The sequence below is a fragment of the Chryseobacterium sp. CH21 genome (genome assembly GCF_004119445.1).
Classification (GTDB): domain Bacteria; phylum Bacteroidota; class Bacteroidia; order Flavobacteriales; family Weeksellaceae; genus Chryseobacterium.
This window is the reverse complement of the sequence record NZ_QICI01000063.1, coordinates 1-17,131: the sequence shown is the minus strand read 5'-3', so window position 1 is coordinate 17,131 and position 17,131 is coordinate 1. Positions and strand designations below refer to the sequence as shown.

The following is a 17,131-nucleotide window of genomic DNA, read 5'->3' as shown; positions in this document are numbered from 1 at the left end:
CATATGTCAGCAATGGCAAGTATAAGATCAGATAAGGAATTAAAAACTTATTTCCTAAGAAAAGTAAGTGAAGGAAAAAATAAAATGAGTGTCCTGAATGCGGTAAGAAATAAATTAGTACACAGAATAATGGCTGTCATCAATAGAAAACAGCCATTTTTACAAAAAGAAGAATTTGTGTCAATAAAAAATTCAAATTTCTCTTGTGTATTAACATAGAAATCTTTGCGATTTTCCAACAAACTCTTATTAACCCAAAAAACAGAGGAAACATCCGCATTCCCATTTATAATAACTATAGACGGAATGGCTATTTTGAATATTCTCAAGGCTTAATATTCCTTACCTTAGAGCTCACTTAGTAAATTATTTTTATGGAAAAAAGAAGAATCAAAAACACCGATTTATCGATTGCGCCAATCAATTTCGGAGGAAATGTTTTTGGATGGACACTGGACGAGAAACAGTCTTTTGATATACTGGATCGCTTTACAGAAGCTGGATTCAATTTTATAGATACTGCAGATACCTATTCTTGGTGGGTAAACGGAAAAGGCGGACAGTCTGAAGAGATCATCGGAAAATGGATGAAGAGCAGAGCTAACCGTAATGACATCGTTCTGGCAACCAAAGTGGGTTCAGAAACAAAAGAACATGGTTATGATATCAGCAAAAAACATATTCTAAAATCTGTAGATGAATCTCTGCAAAGACTTCAGACCGATCACATTGATCTTTATTATACGCATTTTGATGACAATATTACTCCGGTAGAGGAAACACTTGCAGCATATGATGAGATCATTAAAGCTGGAAAAGTTCGTTATATTGCGGCTTCCAACTTATCTCCGGAACGTTTGAAAGCGTCATTTGAAGCAGCGGAAAAGAATAATCTTCCTAAATACGTTGCTTTACAGCCTCACTACAATCTAATGGAAAGAGAAGGGTTTGAGCAAAATTATGCTCCTTTGGCAGAGCAATTTGATTTAAGTGTATTTCCGTATTGGTCTCTGGCAGCAGGTTTTTTAACGGGTAAATACCGTGATGAAGCAGATCTTGCAAAAAGTGCAAGAGGTGAAGGGGTAAGAAAGTATTTAAATCCAAAAGGACTTGAAGTTTTAAAAGCTCTGGATCAGGTAAGTGCAAAGCATAATACTACTCAGGGAACGGTTTCTCTGGCATGGTTGTTAGCCAATCCATTGATTACGGCACCTATTGTAAGTGCTACCAGTGCATCACAGCTTGAAACCGTATTCAATGCACCAAAACTTATTTTGGATCAGGAAGATATTACGCTGCTGAATAACGCAAGTAACTAATTTTTTCGACTTTATTATAGACTAAAATTAAATCCGTTCATTGCTGAACGGATTTTTTGTTATTGGACGAAGTTTAAACCACCCCGTCAAAAATTCTTTGAATTTTAGCCACCCCTCCGGAGGAGGGGAATTTAGGTTTTCGGTTGTTATATTCGGTTGTTAATATTAATCAGAATATTCTTTAAGAAGCTGTCTGTAGCTCATTAATATTGATGATTTTGATATAAATCCAATAAAATTATTACTTTCACTTACTACCGGCAGATTCCATACTCCGGTATCGTCAAAAGTCTGAAGAATATCCAAAGGTTTATTTTCACGGTGAAGAACAGCTGGCGGAGCTTTCATGATCTGAGCTACCGTTTGGGATGTTTCCATTTCTTTGTTAAAAAGGTAAGGTCTTATATCATCTAATGTAAGAACTCCTCTCAGTTTTCTGTTTTCATCCACAACGGCAAAATATTTTTATCACCATTCTTTACCATTTCAAAAAGTTCGGTAACGGAAGCATTTTCATTAATAGTCTGCGAATATTTATCAATGAAATCTTCCGTTCTTAAAGCAAAAAGAAGGTTTTTATCATGTTTATTTGTGAAAATCTTTCCTTGATCGGCTAATGATTTTAATTCCGGAGAAATAGGAGAAAACCATTTGGCGATTAGGTAAGATATGATGGATGCAATCATCAGAGGGATAAACAAATCATATCCAAAACTTGATTCTGCAATCAGAAATATAGCAGTAAGCGGAGCGTACAGTACACCGCTCATAGCGCCTGCCATTCCCACCAGAACAAGATTGGTTACCGGAACATCTGTAAAACCTATATGCTGACAAACTAACGCAAATAGATAACCCAATGTTCCTCCTGCAAAAAGAGAAGGCGCAAAGTTACCACCATTTCCGCCACTGAATATGGTAAATGAGGTGGCAAATGCTTTTAAAAGCAATACCAGAACCAAAAATATGATAATCGTCCAGTCACCGATCTCAAAATATCTGAAAAAACTGTTTTCAATAATAGAGTAGGTGTTTCCGTTGGTAAAAGCCTTTACCGTTTCATATCCTTCTCCAAAAAGAGGAGGAAAAAGAACACATAAGAGAGAAAGTACAGCTCCTCCAAACATTGCTTTACGCATTCTCGAAAGCTGAAGTCCTTTGATAAAATGTTCCACTTTTTGAGAAATAATCACAAAATAACGGGCATACAATCCTGTGACAATCCCTAAAATAAGATAATACGGAACATTTTTATAATTGAAAGGATCTCGGGTATAAAATCTGAAAAGAACATCTTCCTGAAGTAATATCCTTGACAAAAGACTTCCGCAAACCGCAGCTACAACCAAAGGAATAAAATCGGTAAAAACCACTCCGGTTAAAAGAATCTCAAAAGCAAACATAATCCCGGCAATAGGAGCATTAAAAGCAGATGCAATACCTGCTGTAGCCCCTGCGGCAAGCAATAAAGTACGTTCTTTATAGCTTAGTCTGTAAGTCTGTGCATAATTAGACCCAATTGCGGCTCCGGTTACTGCAATAGGACTCTCTAAGCCTGCCGATCCTCCCAATCCTACGGTAACCGCACTTTGTATCACCTGAGAATACATTTTAACGGACGCTACAATACTGGAGTTCTGTGCAATTTCGTATAAAATAGCTCCAATTCCTTTACGATCCTGACCTTTAAACAGTGTCAGAACAATCATCGTAGTCAGCACAATTCCTAAAAAAGGAAAAACGATATAAAATAATATCTGATACTCAAAATGAACTTTATTGGTAATGAAATAATGAATATTGTGTACCAGAGTTTTCAGAATAACTCCCGCAAGACCAGCCGTACAGCCTACCAGAATTCCGGAAAGCACCAAAAACTGGTTTCTGCTCAGTCTATTGTTTAGCCAATGCAGGATGAGCTCATAACTGCGTGCTTTTTCTAATCCGTATTTTTGGAAATCTCTTTTAAATTTAAGGAAGCTCAGGTACTTTTTTTTGTTGTGAATTTTCACCTTGGAAATATTTTATACTATCATCAGATTGATACAGCACCGTAAATTTATGAAATATATAATAAAAAACCTCTTTTGAACCTTTACACTTGTTCTATAGATTCTATTTTTGTAATTTATATTTTAATTTGGAATTCAAAATTTCTTCTAAATTTAGTAATAGATTTACCGCATGAAAATTCTTATCATTGAAGACGAAACAGCACTTGCTCAAAGTATTTCCGAATATCTTTCCGGAGAAAATTATCTCTGTGAAACTGCCAGTACATTCGGTGAAGCTATGAGTAAGATAGAAGCGTTCGAGTATGACTGTATTTTGCTGGACATCATGCTTCCGGATGGAAATGGTCTTACAATTCTGGAAGAATTAAAGAAACAGCAGAAACAGGATGGTGTGATTATTATTTCTGCCAAAAATGCTCTGGATGATAAAATTGAAGGGCTGAAACTGGGTGCAGACGATTATCTCACCAAGCCTTTTCACCTTTCTGAACTTATGGCAAGAGTGTATTCTATTATTAGAAGGAAACAGTTCAGCAGTTCCAATGTGGTGAATCAAAATGAACTTCAGATTGATTTATTAGCTAAAACAGTGGCCGTAAATGATGAACTTATTTCGCTGACCAAAAAAGAATTTGACCTCCTTATTTATTTTATCGGTAACAAAAATAAAGTGATCTCCAAAAGTACTTTGGCAGAACATCTTTCCGGAGACTTTGCGGATATGCTTGACAATCATGATTTTGTATATGCCCACGTTAAAAACCTTAAGAAAAAGCTCTATGATGCAGGATGTGCACATTATCTTAAAACGGTTTATGGAACGGGGTATAAGTGGGAAAGCTAGAATTAGTTGTTGCTAATTGCGAGTTGCTAGTTGGGAACTGAAAAATTATTATCTTTTGGACACAACTTTAAATTTTGAACTTTAAACATTAAACCCTGTAAATTTATAATTCATCATTATTGTGAAGCCTCTACTTACCAAAACTACGAAACCCTTTCTTATCTATGTACTCATTGTACTGATGATCAGTATTCCTGTGTATTATTTTGTGGTAGATACAATCTGGAAAAATGAACTGGATGAGCATAATCAGATTATTGTAGAGAAAACGGCTTATGAATTCAATCAATTGCACCTCTCGGAAGAAGCGCTGGACAAAAGCCTTGAATTATGGAATCATATCCAGCCGGAAACCAATATTGAAAGAATTTCTCTCAATCAGGTAAAGCGGGACAGTATTTATACTTATGAAAAACATCTTCCATTTATTTCGGAACAAAAAAAGGAACGTTACAGGTGTCTTGAAAAAGTAATTTATATTCACAATAAGCCTTATCTGTTTACCATTCAGACGAATATTGAAGAATCTCATGAAACCATAGCCGTCATTGCTATGATTACCATCTTTTTTTTTGTGATGATTGTGGTGGGGCTTTTATATCTTAACAGAAAGCTTTCTTCGTCTATCTGGAAACCGTTCAGAAATACACTGGACAAGCTTAAAACATTTAATCTTAACAGTCAGAATACCATAGAATTTCCGGCTTCTGATACTACAGAATTTGAAGAGCTTAACCAATCTCTTTATAAACTGATTGAACGAAATATTTCTACCTATAAAACCCAGAAAGAGTTCACTGAAAACGCATCACACGAACTACAGACTCCGCTTGCCATTATTAAAAACAAGCTGGATCTTTTACTTCAGGATCAGAATCTTACCGAAAAACAATACAGTATTGCAGAAGATATGAACAAGGCACTTACAAGAAGTTCCCGTATTAATAAAAACCTTTTGCTTCTTGCTAAAATTGATAATAACCAGTTTGACAGCTCTGAAATCATTTCGTTTGATCATTTACTTCATCAAAGTATTGAGATTCTCGGTGAACATTTTGAGCAAAAAAATATTTCCGTTACAGAACACATTTCAAATGGAGTACAAATAAACGGAAACAATATCCTGGCAGAAATATTAATCAACAACCTTATCATCAATGCCATCCGTCATACAGATGTTGGAGGTGTTATTTCCTTACAGCTTACAAATTCTGTTTTTGAAGTTTCAAATTCAGGAACAGAAAAGCTGAACACAGATTTACTTTTCAAAAGATTTTCAAAACTGTCAGCAGATAATAGCGGAAGCGGACTGGGACTTTCTATTATTCAGGAAATCTGCAGGTTCCATCATTGGACCATCAGCTATAGATTTGAGAATGGTCATCATGTTTTCACTGTTAAATTATAGTTAAAAAAAATCCGGATTCCGGCAATTCTAAATTTCTTCTAAATCGGATTGCACCTTTGTATTGAAAACATACTGAGGTATACATTTTATTTAGAAATGAGAACAGTAAACAAAGTTGCATCCGTAACCCTTCTATTCTGGCTGATGAAAATTGTAGCCACCACATTGGGAGAGACTCTTGGTGATTTTATTTCTATGACTCTTCATCTGGGATATGTTATAGGAATTCTGATTACCCTGCTATTTTTTATCATTATTTTATCCATACAGCTTGGTGGAAAAAAATATATTCCGGCAGTCTACTGGATGGTGATTATAGGAACAACAACTTTAGGTACCGAAATCTCAGACTGTATCGACAGAACACTGAAAACCGGATATCTGGTTGGCAGTTTAATTCTACTTTCCGGTCTTTTACTTTCTTTGTTTTTATGGTACAAAAAGTATGGCAACCTTGAGGTGTATCCCATTTTTGAAAGAAATAAAGAATTGTATTACTGGACAGCCATTTTGTTTTCCAACAGTCTGGGAACGGCTTTTGGCGATTTTCTGAGTGATAATTTAGGACTCGGATATATGACCGGAGCTTTGATTACCGGACTGATTATTCTGATCGTTGTGGTGCTTCATTATGCTACCAAGATCAATCATGTTGTGCTGTTCTGGATTGCTTTTGTTTTTACCAGACCGTTTGGAGCTACTTTCGGGGATCTTTTAACCAAGCCTTTAGCTAAAGGAGGATTGGATCTTGGAACACTCAATGCTTCCCTGATATCTGTTGCTCTGATGGTATTAATGATCATTATTTCACAAAGAAAACACCACCAACAATTACACTTCCCAAAAGAATAATTCAAACATCTCATATAACAAAAAAGACTTTAAATAAAATAACAATTAGAAGAATGAATAAAACAGCCCTGTTATTTTTTCCAGCCTGCATAATGGTTTCTTCCCTTGTTTCTGCACAGACAACTTCTGTGACGGCTTCAGGAAGAATTACCGGTATAGACAAAACGGCATTGCCTTATGCCCATATTATTTTAAAAAAAGAAAAAGACAGCACTTTTACGGCCGGAACGATTACCAATGAAGAAGGAAGGTTTTCTCTTACAGGAATAAAACCGGATCATTATGTTCTGGAAACGTCCCTCACCGGATATACAAAGCAGATACGGCCTATTTTTATAGGAAGCCTTTCTGAGTTTCTTGAAATTCCTACTATTGAGCTGGCTCAGGAACAGGAAAGTGAGACCAAAATAGAAGCCATTACCATTACAGCTTCCAAAAAGAATGAAATAGACAGCCGCCTTGATAAGAAAACGTACTCTGTAGCGGATAACATCAGCCAAAGTGGAGGCTCTGTGTTGCAAAGCATGCAGAATCTCCCGGGAATTACCGTTCAGGATGGTAAAGTACAGCTTAGAGGTAATGATAAAGTAACCGTATTGATTGATGGCAAACAAACCGCTCTTACCGGTTTTGGAAGCCAGACCGGACTGGATAATATTCCTGCTTCCGCAATTGATAAAATTGAAATTATCAACAATCCGTCCTCGAAATATGATGCCAACGGAAACGCAGGAATCATTAATATCATCATGAAAAAAATAAACAGAACGGATGGAACGGAAAAGCAGGATTTACCACAGGCTTAGGTTCACTCTGGGTAAGAAAGGAAAACCTTCCTACCATAAGACCTCAGTATACGCTCACTCCAAAGATTAATCCTTCTTTGTCTGTTAATTACAGAAAAAACAAAGTCAATATATTTTTACAGGCAGATAATCTATACACGGAGACGCTTAATAAGAATGAATTTGTAACGCGTACTTATGATAACGGAACGGTCATCAATTCCCAGCTGAAAAGAAACAGAAATACCAATTTCTTCACAACCAAAGCCGGAATAGACTGGAATATTGATCCTCAAAATACCTTAACCATTTCCGGAATGTACGGAAGTGAAAAAATTATCGACAGGGGAGATCAGCCGTTTTTCAATGGGGATATGTTTCAGCGTTTACGTTTATGGCAATTCCTGGAGGATGAACTGAAAACAACCGTGATGGGAACAGCTTCTTACCAGCATAAATTCAAAGAAGCCGGACATGTGCTGAATGTAGGATTCAATTATACTTTCCATAGAGAGGATGAAAAATATTTCTATGATAATTATCTCCCTTCTTCTACGGGAACTGATGCTTTTAAGCTATTATCTGATGAGCAGGTGTACGATTTCAATGTAGATTATATAAAACCCTTGAAATATGGACGAATAGAAACAGGAATTAAGCTGAGAAGCAGAAGTATTCCTACCAATATGAATTTTATTCCGGGGGCTAACTCTGTTCTTGACGTTTCTGCGGGTGGAAAGGCAGATTATAAAGAATTTATTCCTGCTGTGTATGGAAATTATGTTTTTGAAAATGAAAAATGGGAAGCAGAACTGGGTCTTAGGCTGGAATATGTGAAAATTCAGTATGATGTAAATCCTAACCATCCTACGTATAAAAGTGACGGATACAATTATACCCAGCCATTCCCTAATTTTCGGCTTGCTTATAAGCTCGATGACCGCAATAAGTTCTCTGTTTTCTATAACAGAAGGGTAGACCGTCCCAATGAAGTGGATATCAGAATTTTTCCAAAATATGATGATGCAGAAATTATTAAAGTCGGAAATCCTGCATTAAGACCACAGTTTACGAATTCTATTGAACTCGGATATAAGCACAATTGGGATAGCGGATATTTATATTCTGCGTTGTACCATCGTTTTGCTAACGGAACCATCACCAGAATTTCAAGTATTGTTCCGGATAGTACGCTTATTTATGCCATCTTCCAAAATGCTGGAAGAAGCTACAATACAGGTCTTGAAACAATTTTGAACCAAAAAGTATCGGATGTCTATTCCCTGAATATCAACGGAAACATATATCGTAATCAGATCAATGCATTTACTGTACAAAATCTGTATCCTCAGCCTAATACGTTCTCTGCAGACCGTCAGACTGCTATTTCAGGGAATATTAAGATGAATAACGTTTTCCGTTTCTCAAAAGGACTGGATTTGCAGTTTACCCTTGTTTATCTGGCACCTGATATTATTCCTCAGGGAAGAATACAGTCAAGGTTCTCAATGGATGCAGGAGTGAAGAAAGCCATTCAGAAAGGGAAAGGGGAACTCTTTTTAAATGCTTCGGACTTGCTTAACACCATGGTGATTAAGAAAGCGGTACAAGGTAATGGATTTGCTTATACCAGCAATGATTACTACGAAACCCAGGTGGTTCGTTTGGGGTACAGCTATAAATTTTAAAATAGAATCGGATAATTTTAAATGTGATTTAAGATGAAAAAACAGTTTCAAAAAACACTGGTGTATGCAATGATTTTGAGTTCATTTGTAAGCCGGATCAATGCTCAGAATACCACTGATACGATAAACGTTCAAAAGCCTGCACAGGACAGTATGATCACAACCGAAGTTAAAAAAATCAAACTTAATTATAAAAGTCTGATTATTCCTACTGCATTCATTGCTTATGGAGTCGCAGGTCTTTCCATCAAGAATCTGAAGCAGCTCAATCTCTCCACAAAGGTTGAGATCAATGAGCATCAGCCTACACAGATACAACTGGATAATTATACCCAATATGCTCCGGCTGTAATCGTATATGGACTTAATGCAATGGGTATAAAAGGAAAACATAATCTGAGAGAGCGTACCATCTTATACGCTTCTTCACAGTTGATTGCGGCAGCTTTTACCATGCCTTTAAAATATCTGGTGAAAGAAGAAAGACCAGACGGTTCCAATACGTTATCTTTTCCTTCAGGACATGCTGCTACCGCATTTTCTTCAGCACAGTTTATGTTCCGGGAATATAAAGACACAAATTTCTGGCTCAGTATTTCAGGATATCCGTTCGCTGTTTTCACTGGAGTGTACAGAATGCTGAATGATAAACACTGGCTGGGAGACGTTGTGGCGGGAGCCGGATTTGGAATTCTTTCCACAGAGCTGGCTTACTGGCTGTTTCCGAAAATTGATAATTTATTACGGGGAAAAAATAAAGTTAAAAATTCGTTATCATCCACAATGGTCATGCCGTTCTATCAGAATAAAATTGTTGGAATAGGGCTGGTAAAGACCTTTTAAAGTAAATTCATTAAAGCATCATTTATTCCTGAATGGTGCTTTTTTACACCACTTTGGCCTTACGGATTATTTTGGCCAATATATTGGGGAAGAATCTCTTCAGATACACAGCCATAACTTCTTTACCGCCTATTGCTTTTTGTCTTTTCTGTTTCTCGATGGTATACAACATCTTTTTTGCGAAAATATCCACAGGCATTCCATTCTTTGTAGCATCATCCATTGTGCCCTGTAATGAACCGTTTCCGGTAACAGCATTGATAGAAATATCAGTCTGTATAAAACCCGGACAAATCATCGTAATCTTAATATTCTGACTGAATAATTCTGCCCGCAAGGCATCAAAGAAACCATGTAATGCATGTTTGGCACCGGCATATCCACTTCTCATAGGGGCACCAAATATTCCCATAAGGCTTGATACAACAGCAATCTGACCTCCTTTATTTCTGATCATATAGGGAAGCACTGCCTTAGTAAGGGCAACAGTTCCGATATAATCAATATCAATAAGCTGTTTATCTACTTCAATATCGGTTTCCATGGCTAGTGAGCGTTGTGACAGTCCGGCATTATTAATCAGAATATCAATCTTTCCAAACTGTTCTGATGCTTTTGCGGCCAGAGCTGGCATTTCCTTATAATTTTTGAGATCCAAAGGGATCACTGCATATCGATCATTACTTAAACCTGTTTTTTCAGCTACCGAATGAAGCTGTTCTTCTTTTCTGGAGGAGAGAATGATTTTGGCGCTGCTGTTTTGTGCCAGATTTTTTACCAGAGCTTCTCCAATGCCTGATGATGCTCCCGTGATCCAGATTACTTTATGATCGAAATAACTGCTCATCTTCAAATAGTATTTATTTTTAAAGTCTGGCAATGTATTTTCCGGATTTCATGCCGGAAAAGATACAGCCACCTAGAAATGTTCCTTCCAGCGCTCTGTAGCCATGCATTCCGCCACCTCCGAAACCTGCAGCTTCTCCTGCAGCATACAGTCCTTCAATGATGCTGTCATCTTCTTTCAGTACCTGACCATTCAGATTGGTTTTTATTCCCCCCAACGTTTTACGGGTTAAAATATTAAGGCGTACCGCAATCAAAGGTCCGTTTTCAGGCTCTAAAATCTTATGGGGAGCTGCTACGCGTCCTAATTTATCGCCTAAATAATTTCGGGTATTCCGGATATAATTAACCTGTGTATCTTTTGAATATTTATTGTCTAATTCCCGGTCTCTGGCTTCGATTTGGGATTTTATGTTTTCATATTTCAACAGGTTATTTCCTGCCAGTTCATTCATTCTTTTAACCAGATCTTCAAGGTTATCTGATACGATAAAGTCTTTTCCATGTTCTTTAAAAGCCTCTACAGGGCCGGGAGCTTTCTTACCAAAAATCCTTTTCAGAAAAAGAGAGTAGTCTTTATTGGTGATGTCAGGGTTCTGTTCTGAACCGGAGAGGGCAAATTCCTTTTTGATAATTTTCTGAGTAAGAATAAACCATGAATACGAAAACCCTGTTTCCTGAATATACTGTAAAGTTCCCAGCGTATCAAATCCTGGAAGAAAAGGAGCCGGGAGACGTTCTCCTTTTGCATCAAACCATAACGATGAAGGCCCCGGAAGTATCCGGATTCCGTGTTTTGGCCAGATTGGATTCCAGTTTTGCAACCCTTCTGTATAATGCCACATCCTGTCGGGATTAATGATATGGGCTCCTGCGTTTTCTGCAATACCTATCATTTTTCCATCCACATAAGCCGGAACACCACAAACCATGTTTTCAGGAGCTTTCCCCAGTCTTTCCGGCCAGTTTTTCCTTACCAGCTCATGGTTGGCACCAATTCCTCCCGAAGCGATGATGATATTGGGAGCTGTATATTCAAAGGAGGAGATTATATTTCTGTTGGTCTCAGCACCTCTTTCTTTTGTGTCATTTTCCAGAATATCTCCTTTAACGCCTTTTATCTTTCCGTTTTCACTAATAATTTCAGTCACCCGATGTCTGAATTTCATCTGAAGCAGTCCTTTTTCCTGAGCTTTGTAAGCTTTTTCTACAAAAGGTTTTACGACTCCTGTACCCGTTCCCCAACTCACATGAAAGCGGGGGACAGAATTTCCATGCCCTGCTGCTGACCCATCACCACGTTCTGCCCAGCCTACCATAAACATCAGTTTGATTCCTAATTTGGAAATGTATTCGTATTTTTCACCAGCAGCAAATTTGAGATAAGCTTCAGCCCATTGGCGTGGCCAATAGTCTTCCTGACGGTCAAAACCTGCTGTTCCTTTCCAGTCCTGCTGTGCCAGTTCATAAGAATCTTTGATGCCCATTCTTCTCTGCTGGGGCGAATTGATGAGAAATAATCCTCCGAATGACCAGAATGCCTGTCCACCTATATTCTGTTCTGTTTCCTGATCTAAAAGCAATACTTTTTTTCCGGAATTGGTAATTTCCATGGCCGCAGTAAGTCCTGCCAGTCCGGTTCCGATGATGAGAGCATCAGGCTGGAATCTTTCTTCCATTGTTAAGATATTTTATGTAATGATACTTGATATAAATGTATTAAATATTTAAATGAAGCCATTAAAAAAATCTTAATACTTTTATTCTTTAATACAAAATAAAGAAATGAAAGAAAAACATAAATATCAGGCATTTGCTGTTTCAAAGGATGGAACCAGACATCTCATTGAAGCTGAATCCATTATTATACAACTTGAAGAAGAAATTGAAATTTCGCTTGTTCTTCCTCATCCTGTTTTTCAGGGAAAACTGACGCTTGCCACCGGATCAGCTATCCAAGGGCGGGAAAATGAAAGAGATAGAGGAACCCAACTTATCATAGAACCCGGTGCATCTAATGTGATTCATATTATTCCAAAAAGATTCTGATTTCTATAAAATATCTTTAATAGAGCCGTTTGTCTATAGGCAGACTCTACAAAACATTTCTATCTTTGTGAAAAATAGAATTATGAAGTATTTGTTTATCATTGCATGCTTTGTCTGCTCGGTTTTCAGCCAGGCACAGCAAAAACAGGATCCGTGGAAAGACAGCCAGCTGATGGATCCCGCGTTACTGGCTTCCAGAATTGAAAAGCATAAAGTAAAAGATCTGGTTATCATTTCAGTAGGACCTGAAGCCATCATCAAAGGTTCTGTAGATATTGGACCAACACATGAACCTGAAAATCTGGAGAAACTGAGAAACTATCTTAAAGATGTTCCCAAGAACAGAGAAATTGTAATCTACTGTGGGTGCTGTCCTTTTGTAAAGTGTCCCAATATACGTCCCGCATTTGCATTGCTGATGGAAATGGGTTTCAAAAATGCGAAGCTTTTAAACCTTCCTAAAAATATCAAAACAGACTGGCTTGATAAAGATTATCCTACAAATGATTAATATGAAAAACAGTTTTACAATACTTTTTTTAATACTGCTTTCAGGATATATTAATGCTCAAAACAAAATAGAAATAGGGAAAAAAGCTCCCGAAATTATCATGACTAAAGCAGATGGAACCTCATTTTCTCTTTCCACATTGAAAGGGAAAATGGTTCTGATTGATTTCTGGGCAACATGGTGTGCTCCTTGCGTAGAGGAACAGCCTCAACTGAAAATGATGTATGAGACTTATTCAGAACAGGTGAAAAATAATCAGTTTGAAATACTGGGCGTTTCGTTGGATAAGAATAAAGAAAGCTGGCAAAAAGCGATTGACAGATTTGATATCAACTGGATGCAGATCAGTGATTTAAAATTCTGGAAAAGCCCTGTAGCAAAACTTTACGAAGTTGATGAATTACCTTTTAACGTCGTTATTGACGGGCAGGGAACTATTTTGGCTAAAAATCTTCATGGCAAAGAGCTGGAAGAATTTATAAAGGAAAAACTGACTCAAAAGTAGAACAGGATTTCCCGATAAGATGTAAAAAGAGTGGTAAGGTATTTTACCACTCTTTTTGGTTGAAAAAGATAGAAGCATTTGTGTATTAGAATCGCGTTGTAATAATTTAATACTACTTTTTAAAAACAGATTAATGATTATGAGGGAATCAATCATTGTCTCTGATTTCATTGTAAATATAATAAATTATCTTTATTAAATCACTAAATATTGAAATATGTAAAATATTTAATTTATCATTAGAATTTAGTTCAGGAAAAAAAGATAAGATGATCATGAAACGGAAACTTTCATGGTTATTTACAAGTAATTGGTATACAGAATAAAAGAAGCATACTCAACATGCACTAAATTGGCTCCATGGTAAAAAATTTCTACCTTAGATTTGCCCTTTCAGTGATCTTACTGATGCATAGTATCATTTCTATTTTCAGTGGAGATGTGAATGATTTTGGGCATGTTTTTCTTGACAGTTTAGGGTTCAGTCCTTTAGGGATTTATGTAGCCTGGGCAGTAAAACTTACTCACCTTTTCTCAGTATCATTACTTTGGATTGACAAATTTATCAAGCCAATAGCAGTTTGTAATATTCTCATTTTTGCTTTTGGAATTTACTATGTTCACTGGCAGAATGGATGGTTTGTGGTAGGAGGCGGAACCAATGGAATTGAATACAATGTCTTACTGATTTTCAGTTTTTTAAATCTTATGTATCCTGAAGTATATTTAAAATTTAAGAATAAAAAGGAGACTTAGGTTTTCCACTATTCTCTGCTCTGCAGATCTTTATTATTAAACAGGCAGTTTGTAGGTCATAATGTTCATTTGCTAGACTTATATTTCTATATTTGACTGAGTAACCGGTACTTTGTACTTTTAAATCTTTATAAGCTTGAAGCAAAACAACAGATCTAAGTTACGGGTTCATTTGATTTTTTGGATATTGTATTATATTCTGGAGGTCTACCTTGATTTTTATTGGTCACGGTATCAGTTTCCGGACTTCAAATGGCAAATAAGACTTCAGAATACGCTTATGCTGGAGCTGGGTTATCTTTTGGTCAAAATGCCTCTTGCCTATGCATTATTGTATGTGTATGAAAAAATTCATAGTAAAGAGATTTTAAAATACTTTTTCTATATTTTTATTGCAGTAGCTGCTGTTCTGGGGCATCGTTTTTTCACTCATTTTATCATTTACCCTTATATCTATGGCGCTACAGAAACTCTTGACGGAAAGCTGCCTTCAGAATTTATCAATGGCTATGTGGCATTTAATTCTTTTATGGATTTGATTTTTATGGCTGGGCTTATGTTCGGGGTTGAAATTACAAGACAGAAAAACCTGCTGAAAGATCAGATTTCTCGATTGAAATCAGAAAAACTGGATCAGGAACTTACAATGCTGAAGGCTCAAATCAATCCACATTTTCTTTTCAATACCCTTAATAATATCTATGGAATGGCTTTAAAAAAAGCGGACGAAACTCCTGATGTCATATTACAGCTTTCCAAAATAATGCGTTATAATATCTATGAAGCAGCAGAAAATACCATTTCCATAGCTAAGGATATTGAAAACATAAAGGATTTTATACAAATACAGAAAATCCGACACTCTGAACTAACGCTGAACTTTACAGAAGATATTGATAATCCTTCTCAGGAAATTTCCCCTTTGATATTGATACAGTTTGTAGAAAATGCTTTTAAACATGGCGTTTCAGAAAGCTTAGGAGATGCATTCATTACTATTGATATTCATTTGAAGAACGGAATTTTTACTTATGTTGTAGAAAATTCTAAGGAAGAAAGACTTCATGAACATTCAACAAAAATAGGTCTGAAAAATATTCGAAGACAGCTTGAATTGCTTTATCCTCAACATAAGCTTTCCGTGGCAGATAAGAAAGACCATTATAGTGTAACCTTAATCATAGATTTTCATGACACACGTAGCCTCTAAAAAATACAACTGCATTATTGTAGAAGACGAGCCCATTGCTTCAGAAATTCTGGAAAATTTCATTTCCAGAGATCCGGAACTGAATCTTGTGGGAAAATGTGCAGATGCTGTATACGCCAGTAGTCTTTTAAGTATTCATAACGTGGATCTGATGTTTCTTGACCTTCACCTTCCGGTGGTAAAAGGGTTTGATTTTCTCAGGAAAGTAAAAAATCCTCCGTTTGTCATTGTCACAACAGCCTATCACCAATATGCTGTAGAAGGCTATGAGCTTGATATTGCTGATTATCTGATGAAACCTATTCCCTATGAGCGCTTTCAGACGGCTGTTGGTAAGTTCAAACATTTGATGGAAGCAGAAGATGCTTTACTGGAAATATCTGAACGTGATTTTATTTTCATCAATAGTGGTAAAAAACAGATTAAAATTATTCTGCAAGATGTTTTTTATATCGAAAGCCTACGAGAATACATCAATATTCATACAAAAACGGAAAGTTTCACTTTTAAAATGCCAATCAGCAAAATAGAAGGGGTTTTAAATCCTAAAATGTTTACCCGTATTCATAAGTCTTATATCATATCTAAATCGAAAATTGAAATCAAATCTGCCAATATCATTCAGATCAATGGAAAAAAACTTCCTGTGGGAAGAACTTATAAACCGTTGATGGAGCTTTAGCGGTGAGAAGTGAAAATCATGCTTTAGACCACCCCTCCAAAGGAGGGGAATTTCCAGTCGTTTGATTCAAAGGCAGAGAAATATAAAGAGATCGTCTATTATTTGAATGTTGAATAATGTTTTGGCTTAATGATGAGTGATCATCTTAAGCCAATTTTTTATTTAAAATAGTTTAAGGCCAACGATACCCACCACAATCAGCAAAGCAGAAAGTAATCTTAAAATACTGGCTGAATCCTGAAAAAAAAGAATTCCAACCAGCAGAGTTCCTACTGCACCAATTCCTGTCCACACGGCATATGCCGTTCCGATAGGGATACTTTTCTGAGCAAACCAGAGGAATCCACCGCTAATCGTCATGCATACGACAGAAAACATGATCCAGCTCCATTTATTATTTTCAGGCTGTTGAGATAATTTAAGCCCCAGAGGCCATCCAATCTCAAAAATTCCAGCGATAATTAATACAATCCAGTTCATACTATTTGTTTAATGATGTTTTGAAAATGAATTCTATACAATAGGATTTTATATCTCAATTACTGTTGCAAAATTACCGTTATCCATTCATATTGAATACAATAAAGTAGGTGACACCACAAAAACTGGAGATAAAACGTCTTTTAAAGAGGATGAAACGTACCGTAATTTTAAATAAACTTTATCTTTGATTTCTACAAATATTGATACCTTTAAGCAGTAAAAATGATAAAGAATTAACCCGTTGTGCATTTTAAAATATGCTTGATTTTAGATTGTTGATTTTTTTGTTTAAATAGTTTTTATTAATAAATTGAACAATTGTAAGAGCTGTAATC

18 protein-coding genes and 1 pseudogene are annotated in these 17,131 nt (G+C 36.4%); 14 read left to right on the top strand and 5 right to left on the bottom strand.

Translation table 11 applies throughout. From position 1 onward, the window contains the following. Together BOQ62_RS13775 and BOQ62_RS13770 are read left to right on the top strand one after the other, a co-directional pair. Positions 1 to 219, top strand: a pseudogene (locus BOQ62_RS13775) (hypothetical protein); the annotation flags it as partial. A 155-nt stretch (positions 220 to 374) separates the two neighbouring features. Further along, complete coding sequence (locus tag BOQ62_RS13770; RefSeq protein WP_129040357.1) at positions 375 to 1,319, top strand: aldo/keto reductase; 945 nt, start codon at positions 375 to 377, stop codon at positions 1,317 to 1,319. A 165-nt stretch (positions 1,320 to 1,484) separates the two neighbouring features. On the opposite strand, the gene BOQ62_RS23335 is transcribed toward BOQ62_RS13770, so the two are convergent. Both BOQ62_RS23335 and BOQ62_RS13765 read right to left on the bottom strand, forming a co-directional pair. Further along, positions 1,485 to 1,769, bottom strand: a complete 285-nt coding sequence (locus tag BOQ62_RS23335) for a CBS domain-containing protein (protein WP_228414127.1) — start codon at positions 1,767 to 1,769, stop codon at positions 1,485 to 1,487. Further along, positions 1,748 to 3,331, bottom strand: a complete 1,584-nt coding sequence (locus tag BOQ62_RS13765; RefSeq protein WP_228414125.1) for a chloride channel protein — start codon at positions 3,329 to 3,331, stop codon at positions 1,748 to 1,750. Before BOQ62_RS13765 ends, BOQ62_RS23335 begins: the two co-directional genes overlap by 22 nt. Before the next feature lie 172 nt (positions 3,332 to 3,503). On the opposite strand from BOQ62_RS13765, the gene BOQ62_RS13760 reads away from it, so the two are divergent. The 6 genes from BOQ62_RS13760 to BOQ62_RS13740 all read left to right on the top strand — a co-directional run bounded on the left by BOQ62_RS13760 (position 3,504) and on the right by BOQ62_RS13740 (position 9,754). Continuing rightward, positions 3,504 to 4,178: a response regulator transcription factor gene (locus BOQ62_RS13760; protein WP_129040355.1), complete on the top strand. Its 675-nt coding sequence runs from the start codon at positions 3,504 to 3,506 to the stop codon at positions 4,176 to 4,178. 121 nt (positions 4,179 to 4,299) lie between these two features. Beyond that, entirely contained in the window at positions 4,300 to 5,586 is a 1,287-nt protein-coding gene (locus BOQ62_RS13755; RefSeq protein ID WP_129040353.1) for a sensor histidine kinase, read from the top strand. Between the two features lie 96 nt (positions 5,587 to 5,682). Further along, positions 5,683 to 6,438: a hypothetical protein gene (locus tag BOQ62_RS13750; protein WP_129040352.1), complete on the top strand. Its 756-nt coding sequence runs from the start codon at positions 5,683 to 5,685 to the stop codon at positions 6,436 to 6,438. Between the two features lie 53 nt (positions 6,439 to 6,491). Beyond that, on the top strand, positions 6,492 to 7,244 hold the full coding sequence (locus BOQ62_RS23330) for a TonB-dependent receptor (RefSeq protein ID WP_228414123.1): 753 nt from the start codon (positions 6,492 to 6,494) through the stop codon (positions 7,242 to 7,244). A 77-nt stretch (positions 7,245 to 7,321) separates the two neighbouring features. Beyond that, positions 7,322 to 8,911 (top strand): outer membrane beta-barrel family protein, encoded by a 1,590-nt coding sequence (locus BOQ62_RS13745; protein ID WP_228414121.1) that lies wholly within the window; start codon positions 7,322 to 7,324, stop codon positions 8,909 to 8,911. A 33-nt stretch (positions 8,912 to 8,944) separates the two neighbouring features. Continuing rightward, on the top strand, positions 8,945 to 9,754 hold the full coding sequence (locus BOQ62_RS13740; protein ID WP_129040350.1) for a phosphatase PAP2 family protein: 810 nt from the start codon (positions 8,945 to 8,947) through the stop codon (positions 9,752 to 9,754). Positions 9,755 to 9,797: 43 nt separating this feature from the next. On the opposite strand, the gene BOQ62_RS13735 is transcribed toward BOQ62_RS13740, so the two are convergent. Together BOQ62_RS13735 and BOQ62_RS13730 are read right to left on the bottom strand one after the other, a co-directional pair. Beyond that, positions 9,798 to 10,601 (bottom strand): SDR family oxidoreductase, encoded by an 804-nt coding sequence (locus BOQ62_RS13735; RefSeq protein WP_129040348.1) that lies wholly within the window; start codon positions 10,599 to 10,601, stop codon positions 9,798 to 9,800. Between the two features lie 19 nt (positions 10,602 to 10,620). After that, entirely contained in the window at positions 10,621 to 12,279 is a 1,659-nt protein-coding gene (locus BOQ62_RS13730) for an FAD-binding dehydrogenase (RefSeq protein WP_129040346.1), read from the bottom strand. A 106-nt stretch (positions 12,280 to 12,385) separates the two neighbouring features. Between BOQ62_RS13730 and BOQ62_RS13725 the strand changes: the two genes are divergently transcribed. The 6 genes from BOQ62_RS13725 (at position 12,386) to BOQ62_RS13700 (ending at position 16,313) form a co-directional block, all read left to right on the top strand. Next, a complete protein-coding gene (locus BOQ62_RS13725; protein WP_129040344.1) occupies positions 12,386 to 12,649 on the top strand; it encodes a hypothetical protein in 264 nt (87 codons plus the stop codon). An 82-nt stretch (positions 12,650 to 12,731) separates the two neighbouring features. After that, positions 12,732 to 13,160 (top strand): rhodanese-like domain-containing protein, encoded by a 429-nt coding sequence (locus tag BOQ62_RS13720; RefSeq protein WP_129040342.1) that lies wholly within the window; start codon positions 12,732 to 12,734, stop codon positions 13,158 to 13,160. A gap of 1 nt (position 13,161) precedes the next feature. Next, on the top strand, positions 13,162 to 13,665 hold the full coding sequence (locus BOQ62_RS13715) for a TlpA family protein disulfide reductase (protein WP_228414119.1): 504 nt from the start codon (positions 13,162 to 13,164) through the stop codon (positions 13,663 to 13,665). 360 nt (positions 13,666 to 14,025) lie between these two features. Next, positions 14,026 to 14,421: a DoxX family protein gene (locus BOQ62_RS13710; protein ID WP_129040338.1), complete on the top strand. Its 396-nt coding sequence runs from the start codon at positions 14,026 to 14,028 to the stop codon at positions 14,419 to 14,421. Between the two features lie 172 nt (positions 14,422 to 14,593). Continuing rightward, entirely contained in the window at positions 14,594 to 15,631 is a 1,038-nt protein-coding gene (locus BOQ62_RS13705) for a sensor histidine kinase (protein ID WP_228414117.1), read from the top strand. Next, complete coding sequence (locus tag BOQ62_RS13700) at positions 15,612 to 16,313, top strand: LytR/AlgR family response regulator transcription factor (RefSeq protein WP_129040334.1); 702 nt, start codon at positions 15,612 to 15,614, stop codon at positions 16,311 to 16,313. Before BOQ62_RS13705 ends, BOQ62_RS13700 begins: the two co-directional genes overlap by 20 nt. A gap of 162 nt (positions 16,314 to 16,475) precedes the next feature. Here BOQ62_RS13700 and BOQ62_RS13695 read toward each other — a convergent pair whose 3' ends face one another. Further along, a complete protein-coding gene (locus tag BOQ62_RS13695; RefSeq protein ID WP_129040332.1) occupies positions 16,476 to 16,793 on the bottom strand; it encodes a DMT family transporter in 318 nt (105 codons plus the stop codon). Positions 16,794 to 17,131 lie beyond the last annotated feature (338 nt).

Bases quoted from the DNA above. Each gene is read 5' to 3' on its own strand.
- BOQ62_RS23330 (WP_228414123.1), top strand. From the start codon at position 6,492: ATGAATAAAACAGCCCTGTTATTTTTTCCAGCCTGCATAATGGTTTCT.
- BOQ62_RS13695 (WP_129040332.1), bottom strand. From the start codon at position 16,793: ATGAACTGGATTGTATTAATTATCGCTGGAATTTTTGAGATTGGATGG.
- BOQ62_RS13735 (WP_129040348.1), bottom strand. From the start codon at position 10,601: ATGAGCAGTTATTTCGATCATAAAGTAATCTGGATCACGGGAGCATCA.
- BOQ62_RS13720 (WP_129040342.1), top strand. From the start codon at position 12,732: ATGAAGTATTTGTTTATCATTGCATGCTTTGTCTGCTCGGTTTTCAGC.
- BOQ62_RS13770 (WP_129040357.1), top strand. From the start codon at position 375: ATGGAAAAAAGAAGAATCAAAAACACCGATTTATCGATTGCGCCAATC.
- BOQ62_RS13740 (WP_129040350.1), top strand. From the start codon at position 8,945: ATGAAAAAACAGTTTCAAAAAACACTGGTGTATGCAATGATTTTGAGT.
- BOQ62_RS13760 (WP_129040355.1), top strand. From the start codon at position 3,504: ATGAAAATTCTTATCATTGAAGACGAAACAGCACTTGCTCAAAGTATT.
- BOQ62_RS13700 (WP_129040334.1), top strand. From the start codon at position 15,612: ATGACACACGTAGCCTCTAAAAAATACAACTGCATTATTGTAGAAGAC.
- BOQ62_RS13750 (WP_129040352.1), top strand. From the start codon at position 5,683: ATGAGAACAGTAAACAAAGTTGCATCCGTAACCCTTCTATTCTGGCTG.
- BOQ62_RS13715 (WP_228414119.1), top strand. From the start codon at position 13,162: ATGAAAAACAGTTTTACAATACTTTTTTTAATACTGCTTTCAGGATAT.
- BOQ62_RS13710 (WP_129040338.1), top strand. From the start codon at position 14,026: ATGGTAAAAAATTTCTACCTTAGATTTGCCCTTTCAGTGATCTTACTG.
- BOQ62_RS13730 (WP_129040346.1), bottom strand. From the start codon at position 12,279: ATGGAAGAAAGATTCCAGCCTGATGCTCTCATCATCGGAACCGGACTG.
- BOQ62_RS13725 (WP_129040344.1), top strand. From the start codon at position 12,386: ATGAAAGAAAAACATAAATATCAGGCATTTGCTGTTTCAAAGGATGGA.